General features: G+C 66.1%; 20 protein-coding genes and 1 tRNA gene. 13 read left to right on the top strand and 8 right to left on the bottom strand.

The features are described from left to right. Nucleotides 1-1157: MFS transporter (locus AC5RWT_RS09995; protein ID WP_494080094.1), on the bottom strand; the 1157-nt coding region annotated here is incomplete at its 3' end. A gap of 284 nt (nucleotides 1158-1441) precedes the next feature. Here AC5RWT_RS09995 and AC5RWT_RS09990 point away from each other — a divergent pair. After that, nucleotides 1442-2032 (top strand): TetR/AcrR family transcriptional regulator, encoded by a 591-nt coding sequence (locus AC5RWT_RS09990; RefSeq protein WP_494080093.1) that lies wholly within the window; start codon nucleotides 1442-1444, stop codon nucleotides 2030-2032. 9 nt (nucleotides 2033-2041) lie between these two features. On the opposite strand, the gene AC5RWT_RS09985 is transcribed toward AC5RWT_RS09990, so the two are convergent. Next, a complete protein-coding gene (locus AC5RWT_RS09985) occupies nucleotides 2042-2608 on the bottom strand; it encodes a cysteine hydrolase family protein (protein ID WP_494080092.1) in 567 nt (188 codons plus the stop codon). Between the two features lie 122 nt (nucleotides 2609-2730). Between AC5RWT_RS09985 and AC5RWT_RS09980 the strand changes: the two genes are divergently transcribed. After that, complete coding sequence (locus AC5RWT_RS09980; protein ID WP_494080091.1) at nucleotides 2731-4236, top strand: FAD-dependent oxidoreductase; 1506 nt, start codon at nucleotides 2731-2733, stop codon at nucleotides 4234-4236. Between the two features lie 40 nt (nucleotides 4237-4276). After that, complete coding sequence (pstS, locus tag AC5RWT_RS09975) at nucleotides 4277-5392, top strand: phosphate ABC transporter substrate-binding protein PstS (protein WP_494080090.1); 1116 nt, start codon at nucleotides 4277-4279, stop codon at nucleotides 5390-5392. A gap of 44 nt (nucleotides 5393-5436) precedes the next feature. Here pstS and AC5RWT_RS09970 read toward each other — a convergent pair whose 3' ends face one another. Further along, nucleotides 5437-6141, bottom strand: a complete 705-nt coding sequence (locus AC5RWT_RS09970) for an SRPBCC family protein (protein ID WP_494080089.1) — start codon at nucleotides 6139-6141, stop codon at nucleotides 5437-5439. Between the two features lie 226 nt (nucleotides 6142-6367). Between AC5RWT_RS09970 and AC5RWT_RS09965 the strand changes: the two genes are divergently transcribed. Together AC5RWT_RS09965 and AC5RWT_RS09960 are read left to right on the top strand one after the other, a co-directional pair. After that, complete coding sequence (locus tag AC5RWT_RS09965; RefSeq protein ID WP_494080088.1) at nucleotides 6368-8041, top strand: nuclease-related domain-containing DEAD/DEAH box helicase; 1674 nt, start codon at nucleotides 6368-6370, stop codon at nucleotides 8039-8041. A gap of 107 nt (nucleotides 8042-8148) precedes the next feature. Then, nucleotides 8149-8574, top strand: coding sequence for a hypothetical protein (locus AC5RWT_RS09960; protein ID WP_494080087.1), 426 nt, complete (start codon nucleotides 8149-8151; stop codon nucleotides 8572-8574). Between the two features lie 36 nt (nucleotides 8575-8610). Here the strand turns inward: AC5RWT_RS09960 and AC5RWT_RS09955 are convergent, their stop codons facing one another. Genes AC5RWT_RS09955 through AC5RWT_RS09945 form a run of 3 tightly spaced genes read right to left on the bottom strand, consistent with a single transcriptional unit; the run spans nucleotide 8611 to nucleotide 11085 of the window. Continuing rightward, nucleotides 8611-9408 carry an enoyl-CoA hydratase/isomerase family protein gene (locus AC5RWT_RS09955; RefSeq protein ID WP_494080086.1) on the bottom strand — a complete coding sequence of 266 codons (798 nt, stop codon included), beginning with the start codon at nucleotides 9406-9408 and terminating at the stop codon, nucleotides 8611-8613. A gap of 43 nt (nucleotides 9409-9451) precedes the next feature. Further along, complete coding sequence (locus tag AC5RWT_RS09950; RefSeq protein ID WP_494043329.1) at nucleotides 9452-10231, bottom strand: inositol monophosphatase family protein; 780 nt, start codon at nucleotides 10229-10231, stop codon at nucleotides 9452-9454. A gap of 50 nt (nucleotides 10232-10281) precedes the next feature. Then, nucleotides 10282-11085 carry a LysR family substrate-binding domain-containing protein gene (locus AC5RWT_RS09945; protein ID WP_494080085.1) on the bottom strand — a complete coding sequence of 268 codons (804 nt, stop codon included), beginning with the start codon at nucleotides 11083-11085 and terminating at the stop codon, nucleotides 10282-10284. 36 nt (nucleotides 11086-11121) lie between these two features. On the opposite strand from AC5RWT_RS09945, the gene AC5RWT_RS09940 reads away from it, so the two are divergent. Further along, nucleotides 11122-11496, top strand: coding sequence for a DUF5997 family protein (locus AC5RWT_RS09940; protein ID WP_494043327.1), 375 nt, complete (start codon nucleotides 11122-11124; stop codon nucleotides 11494-11496). Between the two features lie 101 nt (nucleotides 11497-11597). After that, the gene (locus tag AC5RWT_RS09935; protein ID WP_494080084.1) at nucleotides 11598-11774 is read left to right on the top strand and encodes a hypothetical protein; all 177 of its coding nucleotides are present in this window, start codon (nucleotides 11598-11600) and stop codon (nucleotides 11772-11774) included. Nucleotides 11775-11781: 7 nt separating this feature from the next. On the opposite strand, the gene AC5RWT_RS09930 is transcribed toward AC5RWT_RS09935, so the two are convergent. Together AC5RWT_RS09930 and AC5RWT_RS09925 are read right to left on the bottom strand one after the other, a co-directional pair. Next, entirely contained in the window at nucleotides 11782-12162 is a 381-nt protein-coding gene (locus AC5RWT_RS09930) for a VOC family protein (RefSeq protein WP_494080083.1), read from the bottom strand. A gap of 132 nt (nucleotides 12163-12294) precedes the next feature. Then, nucleotides 12295-12377, bottom strand: a tRNA-Leu gene (locus tag AC5RWT_RS09925). Between the two features lie 359 nt (nucleotides 12378-12736). On the opposite strand from AC5RWT_RS09925, the gene AC5RWT_RS09920 reads away from it, so the two are divergent. From AC5RWT_RS09920 to AC5RWT_RS09895, 6 genes are read left to right on the top strand one after another with little or no spacing between them, the layout of a single operon-like run. Continuing rightward, complete coding sequence (locus AC5RWT_RS09920) at nucleotides 12737-13474, top strand: FHA domain-containing protein (RefSeq protein WP_494043325.1); 738 nt, start codon at nucleotides 12737-12739, stop codon at nucleotides 13472-13474. Further along, nucleotides 13474-13953, top strand: a complete 480-nt coding sequence (locus AC5RWT_RS09915) for an FHA domain-containing protein FhaB/FipA (RefSeq protein WP_127513184.1) — start codon at nucleotides 13474-13476, stop codon at nucleotides 13951-13953. The genes AC5RWT_RS09920 and AC5RWT_RS09915 overlap by 1 nt, the downstream gene beginning before the upstream one ends. Nucleotides 13954-13955: 2 nt before the next feature. Next, complete coding sequence (locus AC5RWT_RS09910; RefSeq protein WP_494080082.1) at nucleotides 13956-15503, top strand: PP2C family protein-serine/threonine phosphatase; 1548 nt, start codon at nucleotides 13956-13958, stop codon at nucleotides 15501-15503. A gap of 3 nt (nucleotides 15504-15506) precedes the next feature. Then, nucleotides 15507-16925 (top strand): FtsW/RodA/SpoVE family cell cycle protein, encoded by a 1419-nt coding sequence (locus AC5RWT_RS09905; protein WP_494080081.1) that lies wholly within the window; start codon nucleotides 15507-15509, stop codon nucleotides 16923-16925. Further along, entirely contained in the window at nucleotides 16922-18370 is a 1449-nt protein-coding gene (locus AC5RWT_RS09900) for a peptidoglycan D,D-transpeptidase FtsI family protein (RefSeq protein WP_494043323.1), read from the top strand. The genes AC5RWT_RS09905 and AC5RWT_RS09900 overlap by 4 nt, the downstream gene beginning before the upstream one ends. Beyond that, complete coding sequence (locus AC5RWT_RS09895) at nucleotides 18367-20154, top strand: protein kinase domain-containing protein (RefSeq protein WP_494080080.1); 1788 nt, start codon at nucleotides 18367-18369, stop codon at nucleotides 20152-20154. The genes AC5RWT_RS09900 and AC5RWT_RS09895 overlap by 4 nt, the downstream gene beginning before the upstream one ends. Nucleotides 20155-20174 lie beyond the last annotated feature (20 nt).

The following is a 20174-nucleotide window of genomic DNA, read 5'->3' as shown; positions in this document are numbered from 1 at the left end:
ACCAACGTCCGGCACAGCAGCCAAAGCCATACCCGCCACTCCTGGGTAGCCAAGACACTACAACTGCCCTGCGAACTACCTGCGCAACAACATAAGGTCATCAGCCAGCGGGAGGAGATCCGCGCCTGGAGCCGGGACAGCACCGGGATCAACACGAACGCCGGGCCCTGCAGCAGCAGGAACAGGAGCCCGAGGTACAGCGGGTTCTGGTGCTGGACCGGGCCCAGCCACATGCTCGTGGAGAAGCAGGCACCCAGGAAGGCGAACATGCCGACCACGGCGACAATCGAGGAGATGGTGAACTGGCGGTTCAGGAACAGCCTCAGTTCCAGCAGCGGGGACTCCACCCGCAGTTCGATGGCCACGAAGACAGCCAGCAGGACGGCACCGGCGACCAGGGAAGCCACCACAGTGGAGGCGGTCCAGCCGTCTTCGGGGCCCTGCACCAGGCCGAACAGAATCAGGATTAGGCCCAGCGCGAAGGTGATCTGGCCCCAGATGTCCAGCCGGCGTTCCCGGGCCACCTTGGCCTCGGCAGAACGCAGCGCGGTCAGCAGCAGGGCGGCCAAGCCGGTGAGCACCACGACGGCATACGCGCCGCGCCACCAGCCAAAGCCGGCGAACATTCCGCCCAGCAGGGGCGACAGGGCAGAACCGGCGGACAGGAACCCTGCCCAGATCGCGATGCCGCGCACGCGCTCCTGCATAGTCCGTGCAACCGACGCGACCAGTGCCAGCGACGCGGGGAAGATGGCGCCCGCGCCGAGTCCATTGATGGCCGAGCCGATCCACATGGCCTGAACGGTCGGCGAAATCGCGCAGATGAGCGAACCGATCATGACCAGTACGGCACCGCCGAGTACCAGTTTGCGGTGGCCGTACTTGTCGCCCAACACGCCGAAGGTCAGTTCAAAGACCACCACCGGGATCATGAAGGCCGCGGTGATCCAGGTCAGCTGCGAGCCGAAGGTGTTGAAGGTCAGCTGGAACTCGCCATTGAGGGCGCCGGGCAGTGCGTTGGCAATCTGTGCCACCATCACCGCCAGCGAGGCGGCGGCCAAGGTGCCCTTGGCGCGGGCCGGCGAGGTGTGCACCGGCGGCGCCTGCGGCGGTGGATAGGACTGCGGTGACGTAACTGTCTCCTGGCCCTGGCTCATATGGGACTCCTTGATGATGCGGAACGGGTAGCACTTGGGCGTGCCTATGGTCTGAGGCTTCTTCGCGACGATGCGAGTAGGTGTGACCCGCGCAACAGACGCTGTGATGGCCACAACGCTAGTGACTCAGACAACAGCGTGTCAAGTAAAAGTGCGTAGCGTTGTTTCACTCAGGGACCCGAGTCGGCGCCGTAGGGCCGGACAGGCGTTCCGGCGGGCCACTCTCCGCGCCGTAACATTCGCGCTGTCAGGAGTCGGCACCGCCAACGACTATCCTGTGACGCATGGCAACACTCCGCGAAGTCCAGAAACAGCAGACCAGGCAACTCCTTTTGGATACCGGCCTGGAACTCTTCGAGTCCAAGGGTTATGCGGCCACGACCATCGACGATATCGCGGCGGGCGCCGGCACCACTAGGACCACCTTCTACCTGCACTTCGCGTCGAAGGCGCAATTGATGAGCGAGGTGGTCAAGACCGTGGATGCCATCCTCACCAGTGTGGATGACCCGTCCCTGTCAACCGTGGTTGAACTGGGTAAGCGCGATCTGGTACGGACCTGGCTCAACCGCAAGTTCGATCAGTGGGAGGCAACCCGCCCTTACCTTTACGCGGTCTATCAGGCGGCCCCGATTGAGCCCGAAGTCGCCAAGACACTGGAGGACTGGTTCCGCGACGTAGCCGCGGATATGACCGCCGGGCTGGACCGGGCAGACCGGTTTGATCCGTCCAGCCGGAGCATCCGGTGCGTGCTCGCTTTCGGCCAGCTCGAGTACCTGTCGCAGCGGTGGATCAGCACCGGCTGGTTCGTGGACCGCGCAACCTGCTTGGAGACACTGACGGACTCCTGGTGCCACCTGCTCTCGGGAGATTGAGCGGGCAGCTTAGCGTTCGCGGGCTCCGGCCAGCAGTTCAGCTATCGCGCCACGCCCCAAGACCGGCTGGCGGTACTCGTCGCTGAGGATCTGCAGCATGGAGCCGGCATATTCTTCATTCGTCGAGGCGATGACGTCCTTGGCGAAGACCACGCGGAAGTTGTGAGCGAACGCATCGGCTGCCGTCTGGGCCACGCAGTTGTGCGTGGCGACGCCCGCGAGCACCAGTCGCTCCACCCCGTCACGGCGCAGCCGCTCGGCCAGATCGGTACCGAAAAACGCGCTGTCACGGGTTTTGACGATGCTTTCCAGCCCTTCCGCCTGCAGCCCCGGCAAAAAGGCAGCCTGTTCGGTGCCCTCGAAGATGAAGCCCTGGTCGTCGTCGAGCATGCTCAGCGTCCAGGTGGATCGATCCCGCCGGTGCTCGGTGCCGACCAGCAGCACCGGTACCTGCGCCGCCGTCGCGGTTTTGACCAGCAGATTTGCCGCCTCCACCACCGTGTCCTGCCGGCTGGCCAACGCGGGGTCCTCGAAGTACGCGTTCTGCAAATCGATCATCAGCACCGCAGTTTTCATGCCCTCCGCCTTCCGCCGGCCGTCATTGCTTCCATCCTGTCAGGTGTCCTGTGCAGTTTGGGTCTTGACGCGCCCGCAGACACAGGGTGTGGTGTGTAGTACAGGCCGAAAGGACAGCATCCATGCATTCGTTCTGGCTAGATACAGCAGACGGGATTCCCGTTGATACGTATGCCGGCCAGTCCGGGTTTGATTCGGTGGTGGCCGGAGCCGGCCTGACCGGGCTGGCCACGGCCGTCCTGCTCGCCAGGGCCGGACACCGGGTCGCGGTGCTGGAGGCCCGGTTCATCGGCGCCGTCACTACCGGCCATACCACCGCCAAGGTGTCCGTCCTGCAGGGCGGCCAACTCTCCCGTATTACCAGCCACCACGATTCCGCCACCGCCGGGGCCTATGTTGCTGCACAGCAAGAAGCGCAGGCGTGGATTCTGCGGTACTGCGACGAACGCCGGGTGGAATATGACCGGCGCGACGCCTACACCTACGCCACCACCCCGCAAGGAGCGGACGACCTGGCCGCCGAACAGCGCGCCAGCGAATCGGCCGGCCTGCCCGTGGAAGCGGTATCTGGCACCGGCGACCTGCCGTTCGCGCTGACCGGCATGCTGCGGCTGGCGGACCAGGCCCAGCTCCACCCAATGCGCCTGCTCGCCGCGTTGGTTGCCGAACTGCGCGGCCGCGGCGGCTTTGTCTTCCAGGGCATGCGGGTCACGGGAGTCGGCCATGCGCACGACGGCGGCGCCGGCACCGGGGCGCGGACCGTCACGGTGCGTACCGGGCTCGGTGACGTACAGACCGGGACCTTGGTGCTGGCCACCGGGACACCCATGCTCAACCGAGGGGGGCACTTCAGCGTACTGACGCCCAAGCGGTCCTACGCAGCCGCCTTCACTGTCCCGGGCCACATCCCGGCCGGAATGTATCTGTCCATCGACGCGCCAACCCGCTCCTTGCGCACCGCGCGCCACGGCGGCCGGGAGCTTCTGCTGGTTGGCGGCAACGGACATGTGGTCGGGCGGCAGAGCCACACCCGCGGCCACGTGGAAGACCTGCAGCGCTGGACTCAACAGCACTTTCCCGGCGCCGAGCCGACCCACACCTGGTCCGCCCAGGACTATGAACCGGCCGGTTCGCTGCCCTATGTTGGCCCCGTCCAGCCCGGCGAAAAGCGGATTTTGGTGGCCACCGGGTTCAACAAATGGGGCATGACCAACGGGGTAGCCGCGGCGCTGGCACTCTCGGCTTCCATCTTGGGCGGTGACAACCACTGGGCCAAGGATCTCTACAAGTCCCGCATCTCCGGCCGGGATGCCGCCAGCACGGCCGAAACCAACATGTCCGTTGGGCTGAAATTGCTGTCCGGATGGCTGGGCGGGCTGACCCGGACCACGCAAACTGCACCCCCGGAGGGCCAGGGAACGGTGGTCCGGGAGAATGCTCGGCCGGTCGGCCTGTGCACCGTGGATTCCGCCACCTACCGAGTCAGTGCGGTGTGCACGCACCTGGGCGGCGTCTTGTCGTGGAATGATGCCGAAGCCAGTTGGGACTGCCCGTTGCACGGGTCCCGCTTCAGTGCCGACGGAAAGGTACTGGAAGGCCCTGCCGTCAAGGACCTGGAGGGACGGTAGCGCCTTGGGTTCGCGCCCACGCACGGGTACGCTGGTCCGGATGCCTGAGCTGAAACACCGCGCGGCCGCCCTTGGGACCGCCGCCCTCATATCCTTGTCCTTGGCCGCCTGCGGTTCCGACTACCCCCTGGGTCCCGCGCAAGAATCCGCCGCACAGCAGGGCTCCTCGCTGTCCGGCACGCTGACCGGCGCCGGAGCATCTTCCCAGAATGCCGCCATGGACGCATGGGTGGCCGGCTTCGGTCTGCTCCATACCGACGCGCAGGTGCAGTATTCGCCCGACGGCTCCGGTGCCGGCCGCACCGCTTTCCTGGCCGGCGCTGTCGATTTCGCCGGCTCGGACGCGTACTTGGATGACGACGAGCTGGAACGGTCACGGAAGATCTGCGGCCCCGACGGCGCGTTCGACGTTCCGGCGTACATTTCACCGATCGCCGTGGCGTTCAACCTCCCGGGCATCACCGAGTTGAATCTTGACGCCGAGACGATCGCAAAAATCTTCCAAGGAGAGATCAAATCCTGGGACGACCCGGCCATCGCACAGCACAACCCGGGCGTTAAGCTGCCCGATCTGCCGGTGACGCCAGTGAATCGCTCAGAGGATTCCGGCACCACGGAGACCTTCACCGAGTATCTCCATGCCGTCGTGCCCGATATCTGGACGGCGGAGCCGAGCGACACGTGGCCCGCAGAATTCGCCGGCGAAAACGCCCAGGGGACCACCGGCGTCGTCAGCATGGTGGCCGGGACCAAAGGCGGCGTAACCTACGCCGACGATTCCGCCGTCGGAGATCCGCTGGGCAAGGCCAGCCTCAAGGTCGGCGATGGCTTTGTGCCGGTCAGCGCCGAAGCAGCCGCCACGGCGCTCGACCAGGCCAAGCAGGTCGAGGGCAGGCCGGCGCACGATCTGGCCTTGGAATTGGACCGGGCGACCACCGCGGCCGGGGCCTACCCGCTGATGCTGGTGTCCTACCACATCTACTGCACCACGTATGAGGACCAGAGCAAGGTGGACCTGGTCAGGGCCTTCGGGCACTACGTCCTGAGCCCGGAAGGCCAGGCCGACGCCGCGAACTCCGCCAAGAGTGCGCCGCTGTCCGAGGAGTTGGCGCAGCGGGCCGCGGACTCGGTCGACCGGATCAGCGCACGATCCTGACGGCTGACCGCGGCAGCCGGCCTCAGGCTGCGGCACGGAAGTAGCTAGCTGCCTGAACCGGGGCCGTCGTCCTTGGCACGCGGTTCGCGCAGCGCGGGGTCGTCCAGCATCGGATCGTCGGCCCATTCGCGCGGTTCGTCGCGGCCTTCCCGGGCCTGGCCATGTCGCCTGAGGCGCAGTCGCCGGCGCTCCGCCTCGGTCATGTCCGGATCCCGGCTGTAGGCGTAGGTGTCCTCGTTGCGGGGGATGTCTGGCTGCGACGATTGCTTTGGCGGGAATCCGCCCGCAAAGGTCCCGCCGTAGAAGTTCTTGTCACCCACATCATGGGTTTCGGATCCTCCGGACTCCACGAATTCCTTAAAGCGCCACAGCTCGTTGCGCACTTCCCGGTGGTCCGATCCCAGAGAGGACCCTGCCTTCTCCAGCAGCGAACCCGGCTGCCAGTCGATATGAACGTGCATTGACGTGGTGTCGGCGTCGATCGCTCCGAACGTTACCGTCCCGCCGTGTTTGACACCGCCTTCGCCGGTCCAGACAATCCGCTGCCCGGGCACTTCCTCGGTCACGGTGGTGTCGAATTCGCGCTGGGAGCCGCCCACTTTGGTGACCCAATGGTGCGTGGTGTCCGACGTGCGGATCACGGACTTCACGCCGTGCATGAACGAGGGAAAGGACTCGAAGCGCAGCCATTCGGCGTAGACCGTCTGGGCGGGCCGGGCGATCTCGACGGTTTCATCTACAGTTGCCATGATCATCCTCAATCCGCTGAGGAACGGCGCCGCGTGCACCGCCTTTATCAGCTGCCACTTGGCTTAACGCTACAGAACGGGCGTTGGCGCGGCAACGAATTGCCACGTTTGCTGAGCATCCGACGCTGGCCCCGCGGCGATCCCGCTCGCGCCGGGCGCAGGCGAACCGACGACTTGCATTAGGTAGTCTGTGTGATAAGCCACTGCGTTGATGTGAGGGGGAGGTATGCCGCGCTGTTTTCCGGAACAGCCAGAGTTCGGCCGGGACCGGCATGCCGAACGGGAGGTCTGGGAGTCGCTGGTGCGTACGCTGCCGCCGTCCGCGGCGCTCCTGCACTCGGTCAACATCATCGAAAACGGCACCGAGCGGGAGATCGACCTGCTCGTCATCTGGCCGGGCGTCGGTATTGCAGCCATCGAAGTCAAAGGCGGCCACGTCAGCTACGAGGCGGGGCAGTGGTACCAGGCCAGCAACGGCCAGCAGCACCGCATCAAAGACCCGCTGGTCCAGGTCCAGGACGGCCGGCACATGCTCCAGCGCTATCTCGGCGCCCAGCTGGGGCTCGGCCGGCAGGTCCGTTTCGCGCATCTGCTGGCTTTTCCCTACACGTCGGTACCGCGCCACTGGGACATTCCGGGCCTGAGGCGCGCCATGGTGATCGGCAGCCAGGACCTGAAGTATCCGGACGATGCCGTCCGCGAGGCAATCAACTTCTGCGGCGACGGCGACGGCGACACCACGCCGGACGTCGCCGAACGCATCTTGGCGCAGCTGACCCGCCCACTGCCCGGCAACGGAGCCCTCTCCGCGGCGGCGGAGCACGAGGGCCGTGCCGACCAAATGACCCGCGACCAGGCGGCGATCCTTGATGTCCTAAAAAACCAGCCGCGGGCACGGATCATCGGCGGGGCAGGAACCGGCAAGACGTGGCTGGCCTTGGAACAGGCCCGCCGGCTGGCCCGCTCCGGGAAGCGGGTGGCGCTGCTCTGCTACAGCCGGGGCCTGGCCCGCTACTTCGAGACGGAAACCGCCGGCTGGAAACCGGCCGACCGCCCAGCCCACGTGGGCATGTTCCACGACCTGCCCGTGCGCTGGGGCGCGCACCATCCGCTGGATCCCCGGCTGTTGACCAACCAGTACTACGAGCACTACCTACCCCGGACGCTCAAACGCCTGGCTAAGATCCAGCCGGCTGCCGAGCTCTTCGACGCCATCGTGGTCGATGAAGGCCAAGACTTCGGTGCGCTCTGGTGGGAGTCCGTCCTGGTGTGCCTGAAGGATCCCGCTGGCGGCGGGCTGTATGTCTTCATGGACGACGACCAGCGGATCTTCGGCCGCGAGGGCCGGCCGCCGATCGAGGCGCCCCCCTTCGTGCTGAACGAGAACCTGAGGAATACCAAGCAAATCGCTGCGCTGTCGGGTTCGCTGTCCACCGAACTGGCAATTCCCCGCGGCCTCTCTGGCCCCCGGATCCGGCTGGTGGAGGCACCGGCCGCCACCGTTATTGAGCGGGCAGATGATGCCGTTAACCAGCTGATTGAGCGTGAAGGGTGGGCCCCGCAGCAGGTGGCCCTGCTGACCACCAAGCGAAAGCATCCGGTTCAGCAGCAGGACGTGGATGCGCTGGGCTGGCGAGGATATTGGGGCGCCTTCTTCGACGACCGCGACGTGTTCTACGGAAACGTGCTGGGCTTCAAAGGCCTGGAACGGTCCGTGGTGGTGCTGGCAGTCAACGGGTTCGCTGATCCAGAGCGAGCCCGCGAGATGCTCTATGTGGGGGCCTCCCGCGCACGCAGCCTGCTGGTGATCGTCGGCGAGCGTTCCGTCCTGTCCAGCGTTGGCGGCCCCGCGGTGATCAAGCGGCTCACGCAGACCGAAGCGTGGCGACCGGAGCAATAGACGTCCGGAGCATTAGAAGCGGTCAATCAAGCACCCATTGACTTTCCGGCGCCTTCGGAGGATTCTAAAAATACTTATTCGGTTTTTAGAATTTAGCGGAGGTTCCGATGGCTACCACCACTCCAACGCTGCAGCGGGTCCGGACCGAGCCTGCGTATGGCGCCTTCTGGATGCTGAGGCTGGGATTTACCGTCCTGCCGATCATGATGGGGCTGGACAAGTTCTTCAACTTGCTCACCAACTGGGAACAGTATCTGGCGCCGTGGGTTGTCAGCCTGCTCCCCTTCAGCGCCCACACCGCCATGTTGATCGTCGGCGTCGTCGAAATCGCCGCCGGCATCTTGGTCTGGATCAAGCCCCGCTATGCCGCCTACGTTGTGGCCCTTTGGCTGGCGGGCATCATCATCAACCTGTTGACGCTGTCGGGGTTCTACGACGTGGCACTGCGCGACTTCGGCCTGATGCTGGCAGCACTGACCCTGGCCCGGCTCGCCACCCAGTATGATCCGGCGTGGCACCGCGCCGCCCGCTGACCGATTCGGAGCTGATCCGCCAGCCCGCGCCCGCCTTTAATGCCCGGTAAAGGCGGGCGCCACCTTGTCCAGGAAGGCCTCCCGGCCAATCCGCGAATCCTCTGTGGTGAAGGCCTGTCCGAAGGCTCGGCGCTCCACCCGAAGTCCGTCGGCGGTGGGAAGTCCGAGGGCCGCATCCACCGTCCGCTTGGCATTTGCGACGGCGGCCGGGGACTTCGCGGCAATCTCCCGGCAGGTAGCGGCCGCGGCGTCCAGCATGTCGTCCTTGGTGGCGAAGACGGCATTAGCCAGCCCGATCCGCAGCGCCTCTTCGGCGCCGATGCTGCGACCGGTGTAGATCAGCTCCTTGGCCCTCCCGGGGCCGATCCGTTGCGGCAGCCGCACGGTGCCGCCGAAGCCCGGAATGAGGCCCAGTCCGACTTCCGGCAGGCCGAACTTTGCGTTCTTCGTGGCGTAGATGAAGTCGCAGGCCAGCGCCAGTTCCAGGCCCCCGCCCAGAGCGAATCCGTTGACGCAGGCGATCACCGGCAGATCCAGGGTCTCCAGCACGCGGGTGAGGTCCTGCATCGCCGCGCTGTGCGCCTCTGCTTCGTCGGGCCCCATCGACGCCAGTTCGCGGATGTCGGCGCCGGCTGCGAACGCTTTCTCGCCCGCGCCGGTGATCAGGATGCTGCGGACTTCCTGGCCTTCCGGCGACCGGACGTCGGCGACGAACTGTGCCAAGTCGGCCACCACTTGGGTGTTCAGCGCGTTGAGCGAGCCGGGCCGGTTGATCACAAGGGTGGCCAATTCGCCGAGGCATTCCAACTGTATGGTTTCGTAGGTCTTTTCCACAGCCCCACTATGCCACGCGGGCCGGCGCGGAGACCCGATCCGGTCACCCCTGCAGCAGGCTGACCGCCTCGTCCACCTGCTGCCGGCCGCCCGCCACCGACCAACGATAGCCACCGACCTCCACGACGGCGGTGGCCCCGCCTGCCGCTTCGACCAAGGCCTGGCCAGGCAGCCAGTCCCAGTCCGGCAGCCCCTGCTGGTACCAGACTCCGAAGAGCCCGGCGGAGGTGGCGGCGAGCTCGCAGGAGGCGGATCCCCAGGTGCGGTAGGTGGCCGAACCCAGCAGCGTGCGCAGGTAGGGTTCGCCCGCGGCCTCGTCCCGCAGGTAGGTGTGGTGCAGGTACGCGGCGGCGCAGCTGTCCGCCAAGGGGGCGCTGGCGATTTCGCCCACCGGCAGGCCGTTCCGGGCCGTGGGCAGGTCCCGCCCGCCGATCCACAGCACGTCCTCGGCGGGGTGGTACACCGCCCCCAGCCGGGACCCGGCGTCGTCGGTCAAGGCCAGCGCGGAGCACCAGTAGTGGCCGCCAGTCAAGAAGTTGTAGGTCCCGTCCACCGGGTCAATCACCCAGGTCCGGCCCGAGCTTCCCTGGTGGCTGGAGCCTTCCTCGCCCAGGATCGAGTCGTCCGGCCGGAGCTCCCGCAGCGTGTCCACGACCAGCTTCTCCGCGGCATGGTCGGCCGCGGTGACGACGTCGGAGATGCTGGTCTTCTCCTCGAACGTGGTCACCCCCGACCGCATGCCGTTGGCCAGGGTGCCGGCGGCGCGCACCAGCCAGGCCGCAAGATCGGTATCGTCCAGATGGTCAGGGCTGCTTACGGTCATAGCTGAAGCCTAGCCAACGCAGCCGTGGACCCGGCACGCAGCGGGCGCTGCTACCGGCGTCCGCGCCGCGGCCCGCGGCCCTTGGGTGTGCGTCCGCCGCCGGGCTTGCCCTTGCCCTGGCCGGACTGCTTGCCCGCAGCCTGGCCAGATCCGCGTTCGCGCCGCGCGCCGGAGCCCTTACCCGCGGTGTTGCCCTTACCCGCGCCGGAGGCTCCGCCGTCGTTCTGGGCAGTCTTCTTACCCTTGGTGTTCTCCTGCTGTTCCTGCACCGATGGCTGGCGCGAACTGCGCGCCGTGCGGCCCCGGACAATCCCGATGAACTCCTCAATGGCGGCGTCCGTCCGGTCGGCCAGCCAGGCAAGCCCAATCTGCGTTTCCGGCTGGTCCGTGACCGTCCGGTACACCACGTCCTTGCGGTTGTAGAGCCGGGCCACGGACATGGGCAGGATCATCAGCCCCGCCCCGGAGGCCACCACCTCGATGCCGGTCTGGGCGCCCCCCATTTCCGCCGGGTCCAGGAAGTTCTCGTCCGCGATTTCCTGGTAGGGCACCTCGTCGTCGTACAGGGCAACTTCGTGTTCCTTCGGCGCGACCACCACCGGCAGTTCGGCATACAGCGGGATGACGCTGAGGCCCTCGCGGTCCACCGGTAACCGCACGAAGCTGAGGTCTGCCCGGCCGTCGCGCAGGATGGCGATCTGTTCGTCCTGCGCGCATTGGAAAGCGGTCAGCGGGACGTCCGGCAGCCGCTCCGACCAACGGCGCGTCCACTTCCCCGGCGTCACCCCCGGAACGTAGCCAACCTTCAGTCCGGGCGGGGCCGGCGTTTTCGGCTCGTGGTCTGCATCCTGCACTTCATCACCGTAGCGCAGGGCGGATAGGCTGGGCTCATGAGCGCGAAAACGTCCCAGTCCATGAAACCGGCCACGGCCGCCAAGAAACTGGGCATTTACCTGCCCGCGGCCCCGCAGGAGTTCCAGGACAGCCTGATTTCGCGCGAGGAGTTCAACAAGCTGCAGACGGATCCGCCGCAGTGGCTCGCCGACCTGCGCCGCAACGGCCCGCATCCGCGGCCCGAGGTGGCCCGCAAGCTCAACGTCTCCATCTCCGGCCTGGCACGCGGCGGCATCACCGAAGCGCTGACGACGGCGGAGATCACCGCGCTGCTGCAGGATCCGCCCCAGTGGCTGGTTGCCGAGCGCGCCTCCTTCGCCGCGGTGCGCGCGGAAGAGCAGCGCGTGAAGGAAGCCGGCAAGCAGGCGTGACCCGCCCGGGGCGGTGAAATGGCATTCCGGCCGCGCTGCGGAGGATAACCCCGGAAGGCCAGCATCGCGGGCTGGATACCCTCACTCCGCGCGAAGGCCAGGTGCTGGAGCTGATGGCCTTCGGGCCGGACCAACGTGGCGATCGCCGAACGGCTCTTTTTGTCCGCCGGCGCCGTGAAGAAGAATTCACGGCCATTTTCGGCAAGCTGGGGCTGGCGGCGGCGCTGCCCGGGGACCATCGCCGTGTGCTGGCCGTGCTCAAGTACCTGCAGGCCTAGGCTTGGTTCAGTCCTGGTGCAGCTGGATCAGGTTGCCGAAGCCGTCGTCGAGAACGGCGGCCAGGGTGCCGGAGGGGTCCGGGGTTGGCGGGCCGGTGAACCGCACGCCGGCGGCGGTCAGCCGCTCATACTCGGCCTGCACATCCGGCGTGCCGAAAACGATGGCAGCCATCCCGGAGTCGTACACCCCTTGCCGGTAGGCCGCGCCGATCGGGTTGTCGCTGGGTTCGAGCAACAGACCTGCCCCTTCGCCCGGGTCGGCCGATGGAACAATGAACAAGGAGAATTCGGGCATCGCCATGAGCTCCTGGAAGCCGAGCACCTCGGTGTAGAAGGTGAAGGCGGCTGCCGGATCCGTGACGTGGATGCTGGTCATCTTGATGCGCATGGCTGGCACACTATCCGCTCGCCCCACAACAAGGAAGGTGCATGAGCCCTCTCCGGCACAGCGGCGCCGGGGACGCACCCGGACGTTAACGGCAAGAGCCCCGATCCGAAGACCGGGGCTCTATGCTCTGCGTGCGCGAGGGGGGATTTGAACCCCCACGCCCTTTCGGACACTGGCACCTGAAGCCAGCGCGTCTGCCGTTCCGCCACTCGCGCGCAGTTGGCCTGTTCCGTCGGGGCGAACCGATTTTCCCGGTTCGCATTCCTCAAGAACAGCGAGATCAATAGTAGCGTGAAACAGGCCCAAATTCCCAATCGGGGGAGCCATGCCCCTCGTTGCCGCGCGGGGACGGGGATCGGAGGGCCTGAGCCGCCGCCCGCACCCGCCGCCGTCGTGATTTCCTGAAGTGACGTTCACCACGTTGCGGCACCGCCGCGCCTTGGGCAATCGTTACTGAATGGGGCCTTTTCGGACACGCCCAAGTAGTATCGAATGGAAGAATCGCCAGACCGGTGTGCCCTGTCCGCTTCGTGCAGGCAGGCATGCACGACGACAACAGGGAGGAGGCGGCCCGATGGGAATTCTGGACAGCATGGAACGCGGCATCGAAAAGATGGTCCGTGGCGCCTTCTCCGTGGGCGGCAAAGGCCAGGTTCAGCCGGTGGAGATTGCCAGCCGCCTGCGCCGCGAGCTGGACAATGGTTCCATCACGCTGGCCCAAGGCCGAACCTTGGCACCCAACGTCTTCGAGGTCAGGCTGGGCGACTCCGACTACGCCATGGCCGAACAATGGGGCGCAACCCTGGCCGAAGAACTGTGCGACGTGGTGATCCGCCACGTCAACAGCCAGAAGTACACGCTGCAGGGTCCGGTCCGCGTTTCCTTCGCCAAAGACGGCGGCCTCAAGGGCGGCGATTTCGAAGTCCAGGCCACCGTGGTGAAGTCCGACGGCCAGCAACAGCGCCCGACGCAGCGCAGCACACCCGCGGCGCCGTCGCGCCAGCCCACCCGGCTGCAGGCCGTGCTCGAAATCAACGGCCAGCGCTACTCGCTCAACGCACCCTCCATTGTGCTGGGGCGTTCCTCCGAGGCGGACATCATGGTCGACGACACCGGGGTCTCCCGCCGCCATCTGGAGATCCGCACCGAGGGCGGCTCCGCACTGGCCGTAGACCTTGGCTCCACCAACGGCAGCTACGTCAACGGACAAAAGATCATTGGCCAGATCGACCTCACGGACGGATCCGTCATCACCATGGGCCGCACCCGCATTACCTTCCGCCTGCTGCCTACGCGGGGCGGCGGGGCCTAATGGGGGAGCTTGTTGTCACCGCCCTGCGGTTCGGTTTCCTGATCCTGCTCTGGATCATGATCATCAGCATCGTCTCGGCCCTGCGGCGCGACCTGCAGATCGGCAAGCGCAGCCGCACCGGCAGCCCCACCGCGCGGGAAGTGCGCAAGAATCCGGATCTGGCCGAAGCCGCCCCGGCACCCCGGGCGGCTCCGCGACGGCTGGTGGTCACCGAAGGCCCGCTGGCCGGGCACTCGCTGGAATTAGCCGCCAGCCCCATCTTGCTGGGGCGCGCCCAGGAAGCAACGCTGGTGCTGGAGGACGATTACGCCTCCGGCCGCCATGCCCGCCTCTTCCCGCAGGGCAGCCGCTGGTTCATTGAGGACCTGGGCTCCACCAACGGCACCTATCTGGCCGAGAACCAACTGACCCGGGCCCTGCCCGTTGACCCGGGCGTTCCCATCCGGATCGGCAAGACGGTCATTGAGTTGAGGCCCTGACCGTGGCTCTGGTTCTGCGCTATGCAGCGCGGTCTGACGTGGGCATGACGCGGTCCAAGAACGACGATTCCGCCTACGCCGGCCGTTTTCTTGCCGTCGTGGCCGACGGCATGGGCGGCCATGCCGGCGGCGACGTAGCCTCTGCCTCCACCGTGCTGGACCTGGTCCACCTGGACCGCGCAGGCCACCAGGAGCCGGCCACGGTGCTGGCCGACGAAATCCAGACCGCCAATTCCATCCTCTCGGAGCTGGTGCAGACCGACCCCAAACTGGCCGGGATGGGCACCACCGTGACGGCCCTGCTGCTGCACGATGACAAGCTCGAATTTGCGCACATCGGCGATTCCCGTGCGTACCGGCTGAAGAACGGCGTCTTCGAGCAGGTCAGCATTGACCACACCTTCGTCCAGCGGCTCATCGACGAAGGCCGGCTCCGCCCCGAGGAAGCCGAAATCCATCCGCACCGCAACGTGCTCATGCGCGTTCTGGGCGACGTCGACGCCAGCCCCGAACTCGACCTGGCCAGCCACGACGCCGAGCCCGGGGAGAAGTGGCTGCTCTGCTCCGATGGGCTGAATGCCGTCGTGCCGGACCGCGTGGTGGAGTCGGTGGTGCGCAACGCTCCCACACTGCAGGACGCCGTGGACCAACTGGTAGAGCTCACGCTCGACGGCGGTTCCCCGGACAACGTGACCATCGTGATGATCGAAGTAGCCGAGGCGCCGTCCGAGGCCGCTGACACCGCCTCCCTGAACCTCACTGCGGAGCGCCCGCTGGAGTCAGGGGCAGCCGACGACGGCGGTGCCTCCCCTGCCGCCGCTGCGCCGGGGACCGCGGCGGGCGCCTCCCCGGACGGAGCCCCCGCAATCCTGGCTGGCACCGAGGCACCCGTCGACCTCCCTGAACCCCACGAGGCAATCCGCGCCGACGCCATCCGCCGCGAGCTGGGAACGCGACCACACGTGCTGGTGGGTGCCGCAGCGTTGGCCACAGAAACCGGACAGATCCCGATTGTCACGGCGCACTCCAACAAGCGGCGGGCCGCGGCGCTGTTGACCCACAAGGCCCCGGAGGAACCGGAGGCTCCCGAAGTGGACGCCGCCGCACCGGTCCGCAAGCCGTGGCTGATCCCGGCGTTCCTGACCGTCATGTCGCTGCTGCTGGTTGCCGTGCTGTGGTTCGGCTACCTGTGGACCCAGACGCAGTATTTTGTTGGCTCGTCGGACGGCCGGGTGGCCATTTTCAACGGCGTCTCGCAGAACTTCGGCCCGATCGACCTGTCACATGTGGACACGGTCTACAACATCCCGCTGGAAAGCCTGCCCGTGTATCAGCAGCAGCGGCTGAATTCGAGCATCTCCGCCCGGGATCTGGTGCATGCCGAGCAAATTGTGGAGCAGTTGCGGATCAGCAGCCAGCGGAACTGCCCCGAACCCGGGCCCAGCCCCAGCGCCGTACCGACGGTCCGGCCCAGCGGCTCTCCGAGCGCCGCGCCGAGTCCGGCCGCCAGTCCGGGAGCCGCCCTGCCGCCGGAATGTGTAGGTGGATAAGCCATGAGTAACATCCAGACGGCGCCCCGTTCGCGGCGCAACACCGAACTGCTGCTGCTCCTGTTGGCGCTGGTGGTTGGCATCGGTGCCAACATGCTGGTGGGGCTGGACCAGGACCGCGCCTTCGACAGCGACTTCTTCACCCAAGGCGTCACCTTGGTGGTGTTGGTCCTCGCGGTGCACGTAGTCCTGCGCCTCCGCGCTAAATATGCCGACCCGGTAATACTTCCGATCGTGACCGCCCTGAACGGCATCGGGCTGGCGATGATCCACCGGCTGGACATCGCCACCGGCGACTCCGCGGCAACCCGCCAGTTATTCTGGACCGGCATCGCCATCGCCGTCGTCGTCGCGGTTATTTGGCTGTTGCGCGACCACCGCGTTCTGCGCCGCTTTACCTACCTTTCACTGATCGCCAGCGCCGCCCTGCTCATCTTTCCGCTGCTGCCATTCATCGGCATGGAGGTCAATGGCGCCAGAATCTGGGTCAACCTCGGATTCGCCACGTTCCAGCCCGGCGAAATAGCCAAGATCACGCTCGCTATATTCTTCGCCGGGTATCTATCCACCAACCGGGACCTCATCCTGCTCGCCGGCCGGAAAATCGGTCCGCTTCAACTGCCCCGCTGGCAGGACATGGGGCCCATGCTGGCGGCGTGGCTGGTCAGCATCGGGGTGCTGGTCTTCCAGCGCGATCTGGGGTCCTCCATCCTGTTCTTCGGCCTGTTCATGGCCATGATCTACGTGGCCACCAGCCGCGTCAGCTGGGTCATCATCGGCCTGCTCATGATCGCCGTAGGCGGCTTCGTGGCTTTCCAACTCTTCCCGCATGTCACCAACCGCATCAACAGCTGGATCAAGGCCTTCGATCCGGAGGTCTACAACGCGATCGGCGGCAGCCACCAGATTGTCCAAGGGCTGTTCGGGCTGGCGAGCGGAGCGCTCACCGGTACCGGCCTCGGTCAGGGCCGCCCGGACTTGGTGACATTCGCCAACAGCGACATGATCATTGCCGCCCTCGGCGAAGAACTCGGGCTGATCGGCCTCTCCGCCATTGTGATGCTCTATGTTCTCCTGATCAGCCGCGGCATCCGTGCGGCGCTGGGCAGCCGGGACGCATTCGGCAAGCTGCTGGCCACGGGGCTCTCCTTCACTCTGGCGCTGCAGTGCTTCGTCGTGATCGGCGGCGTCACGCGACTCATCCCGCTGACCGGCCTGACCACACCGTTCCTGGCTGCCGGCGGCTCCTCGCTGTTGGCCAACTGGCTGATCGTTGCCCTGCTGCTGCTCATTTCCGACGCAGCCCGCCGCCCCACCATGACCGGCCCGGCAACCGGCAGCCGTCCCCCGGGTGACCGGCTGGGACGCCGCAGCAAGTCCGACGAACGGAACACCGGATCCACGGAGGTGATCCAGCCATGAACCAGGCCATCCGCAACACTTGGATCGTCGCCCTCGCGATGTTCGCACTGCTCTTCGGATCGCTCACGGTGGTGCAGTTTTTCGAGGCCGAAAACCTCAACGCGAACCCCTGGAACAGCCGGACCATCTACAAGGACTTCGACAAGAACCGAGGCGCCATTCTGGTGGACGGGGATCCCATCGCCGAGTCGGTTCCTTCAGACGACGAGTTCGCCTTCCAGCGGGTCTACAACGAACCCGAGCTCTATGCGCCCATCACCGGTTTCTACTCGCTGGTTTACGGCTCCACGCAAATGGAGTCGGCGATGAACGCCCAACTCTCCGGCTCCGGCGACGAGTTCTTCTACGAACAGATCGTGCAGATGTTCTCGGGGGGCCAGGTTGAAGGCGCCTCAGTGGAGCTGACTCTGGACGCCGAGCTGCAGCAGTTGGCCTGGGACCTGATGCCCGACGGCGTGAAGGGCTCCATCGTCGTGATGGAGCCGGACACTGGCAACATCCTCGCGATGGTGTCCAAGCCCAGCTACGACCCGAACGAGCTCGCCGGCCACAACACCGAAGAGGTCACTCAGAACATGGCGGGGCTGGAGGAAGTGCCCGGCCTGTCGCCGTTCATCAACGCGGCTAACGAGAGCCTGCTGGCCCCCGGGTCCGTCTTCAAGCTGGTGATAGCGGCTGCCGCCCTGGAGTCCGGCAAGTACGACGCCGATAGCAAACTGGACAACCCTCCGACGCTGAAGCTTCCGGGCACCAACGTTGAGCTGCCGAACTACGTCAACGGCGGCTGTGCCGCCCGGACCACTGCGGACTTCTCCTTTGCCCTGGAGCAGTCCTGCAACACTCCCTTCGCCCAGATCGCCATGGATTTGGGTGAAGACGCGATCGCAGAGCAGACCGCCAAGTTCGGCTTCGGCGAGTCCTACCAAATCCCCACCCACGTCACCGCCAGCCGGTTCCCCACTGGTATGAGCGATGACTTGCTCGCCCAGTCGGCCATCGGACAATACGACGTGCGCGTAACACCGCTGCAAGTGGCGATGACGTCCAGCGCCATTGCCAACGACGGCGTGCTGATGAAGCCGAATCTGGTCCGCACAGTGCGTGCGCCTGACCTGCGGGTCATGGACAGCCCGAAGCCCGAAGAGCTTCAGCGTTCGCTTTCCGCCGACAATGCCAAGCTGATCCAGGACTGGATGGTCAACGTAGTGGACCGCGGAATCGGCGGGCGCGCGGCGATCCCGGGCGTGGAAGTAGCCGGGAAGACCGGTACGGCAGAACTCATGGCCGGCAAAGAAGGCAACAACTCCTGGTTCACCGGCTTCGCGCCGGCGGACGACCCCCAAGCTGTCGTATCCGTGGTCTTCGAAGATGTCGATGTGGCTACCGGTTCTTCTCTCGCAAGTACAAGCGCTCAGCAACTCCTAGAGGCGGTGTTAAATAAGTGAGACCTACCTCGGGTATCACATTAGGCGGCAGGTACCAGCTCACTGAACGTATCGCCATCGGCGGCATGGGTGAAGTCTGGAAGGCGCAAGACCAGGTCCTGGGCCGCATCGTCGCCATCAAGGTCCTCAAGGAGGAGTACACCGGGGATCCGGGCTTCCTCAACCGCTTCCGTGCCGAGGCCCGGCACACGGCACTGCTGAACCACATCGGCATCGCCAATGTCTTCGATTACGGCGAAGAGGCCGGATCCGCCTACCTGGTGATGGAACTGGTGCCCGGCCATCCGCTCTCGGCCATCATCGAGCGCGAGCGGGTGCTCTCGCCGGACCGGACGCTGTCAATCATCACCCAGACCGCCAAGGCGCTTGCCGTGGCCCATGCCCAGGGGCTGGTGCACCGCGACGTCAAGCCCGGCAACCTGCTGATCACGCCCGAAGGACGGGTGAAGATCACCGATTTCGGCATCGCCCGGCTGGCAGACCAAGTTCCGCTGACGGCTACCGGACAGGTCATGGGCACCGCCCAGTATCTCGCCCCTGAGCAGGCGACAGGACAGACCGCCACGGGGCAGAGTGATATCTATTCCCTGGGTGTGATCGGCTACGAGTGCCTCTCCGGGTCCCGGCCGTTCTCCGGTGAGTCGCAGATCGCCATCGCTCTGGCCCAGGTCAACGACACTCCTCCGCCGTTGCCGGAGTCGCTTCCGCGGCCCATCCGGGCCCTGCTGATGTCGATGCTGGCCAAGGACCCGGCCGACCGTCCCGCCACCGCCGAAAAGCTCGCGGAGGCGGCCGATGCCATCCGCGCCGGCGACATCCGTGCCGCCGAGGCCGCCGTTCCCGGCATGTTGCTGTTCGAGGGTGACGGTAACACCGGTTTGATGACCGCCCCGGTGCCGACCACCGGAACCGCTCCCACCCAAGCCGTCAGCGCCGGAACTTCCCAACTGCCGGCAGTTGCCGGGGCCGCGGCCGGGGCCGAAGCCGCCGGCCTTGGCGCCGAACGGAACTGGACCGACGAGGATCTGGACAGCGACGAACCGGAGGAGACGCCGAGCCGCCAGCAGAAGAAGCGCAGCCCGTGGACCTGGCCGCTGATTGGATTGATCCTGCTTGTCCTGTTCGCCGTGGCCGGCGCGATTCTGCTGCCCATGCTGACGCCCACCGGCGGGGTCGAGTCGTCCTCCTCTGCCTCCAGCTCAGCGACACGGTCGTCCCAGAAAGCAACTTCGGCCCCGCCAACCGAAACACAGAGCGAGGCGCCAAGCGAAACGCCGACCGTGGAAACCAACCAGTTGTCAGCCAATTCGTTCTTGGGCCGGCAGTTCAGTGACGTCCGCTCCGAGCTCGAAAACATGGGCTACCAAGTGGTCCCCGATCCGGTGGAGAGCAACGAAGCCGAAAACACCGTCATTGACATCTCGCCGACCGGAACCGTGGAAGTCGGCGAGGCGATCACCGTCACCTATTCCACCGGTCCTGGCAACGTGACTATTCCCAGCGGGCTGGCTGGCCAGCCCGAACAGCAAGTGCGCGAGGCGCTGATTTCTCTCGGCCTAGTTCCGCAGCCCGCCGGCAGCGCAGAGCCGAGCGACACCGTACCTGCCGGGAACGTCATCAGCCTCTCACCGGATTCGGGCAAGGTTCAGCCAGGAACCGTCGTCACTTACGTCGTCTCCAGCGGTCCCGAGCAACAGGAAGAGACCCCCGAACCGACCCAGACCGAAACACCGGCGGCAAAGGCGACGCCGACGAGCGGCACCGATAAGGCGGGCAAGCCATGACTGGATTTCGGTCGGTCTGA

Source organism: Arthrobacter sp. Dra40, from assembly GCF_059091905.1.
This window is presented reverse-complemented; position numbering and strand designations above follow the sequence as displayed.

What these genes read in the sequence shown, in the direction of transcription:
- AC5RWT_RS09980 (WP_494080091.1), top strand. Translation starts at nt 2,731, where the DNA reads ATGCATTCGTTCTGGCTAGATACAGCAGACGGGATTCCCGTTGATACG.
- AC5RWT_RS09900 (WP_494043323.1), top strand. Translation starts at nt 16,922, where the DNA reads ATGAACCAGGCCATCCGCAACACTTGGATCGTCGCCCTCGCGATGTTC.
- AC5RWT_RS09940 (WP_494043327.1), top strand. Translation starts at nt 11,122, where the DNA reads ATGAGCGCGAAAACGTCCCAGTCCATGAAACCGGCCACGGCCGCCAAG.
- pstS (WP_494080090.1), top strand. Translation starts at nt 4,277, where the DNA reads ATGCCTGAGCTGAAACACCGCGCGGCCGCCCTTGGGACCGCCGCCCTC.
- AC5RWT_RS09950 (WP_494043329.1), bottom strand. Translation starts at nt 10,231, where the DNA reads ATGACCGTAAGCAGCCCTGACCATCTGGACGATACCGATCTTGCGGCC.
- AC5RWT_RS09930 (WP_494080083.1), bottom strand. Translation starts at nt 12,162, where the DNA reads ATGCGCATCAAGATGACCAGCATCCACGTCACGGATCCGGCAGCCGCC.
- AC5RWT_RS09960 (WP_494080087.1), top strand. Translation starts at nt 8,149, where the DNA reads ATGGCTACCACCACTCCAACGCTGCAGCGGGTCCGGACCGAGCCTGCG.
- AC5RWT_RS09965 (WP_494080088.1), top strand. Translation starts at nt 6,368, where the DNA reads ATGCCGCGCTGTTTTCCGGAACAGCCAGAGTTCGGCCGGGACCGGCAT.
- AC5RWT_RS09920 (WP_494043325.1), top strand. Translation starts at nt 12,737, where the DNA reads ATGGGAATTCTGGACAGCATGGAACGCGGCATCGAAAAGATGGTCCGT.
- AC5RWT_RS09915 (WP_127513184.1), top strand. Translation starts at nt 13,474, where the DNA reads ATGGGGGAGCTTGTTGTCACCGCCCTGCGGTTCGGTTTCCTGATCCTG.
- AC5RWT_RS09990 (WP_494080093.1), top strand. Translation starts at nt 1,442, where the DNA reads ATGGCAACACTCCGCGAAGTCCAGAAACAGCAGACCAGGCAACTCCTT.
- AC5RWT_RS09985 (WP_494080092.1), bottom strand. Translation starts at nt 2,608, where the DNA reads ATGAAAACTGCGGTGCTGATGATCGATTTGCAGAACGCGTACTTCGAG.
- AC5RWT_RS09970 (WP_494080089.1), bottom strand. Translation starts at nt 6,141, where the DNA reads ATGGCAACTGTAGATGAAACCGTCGAGATCGCCCGGCCCGCCCAGACG.
- AC5RWT_RS09905 (WP_494080081.1), top strand. Translation starts at nt 15,507, where the DNA reads ATGAGTAACATCCAGACGGCGCCCCGTTCGCGGCGCAACACCGAACTG.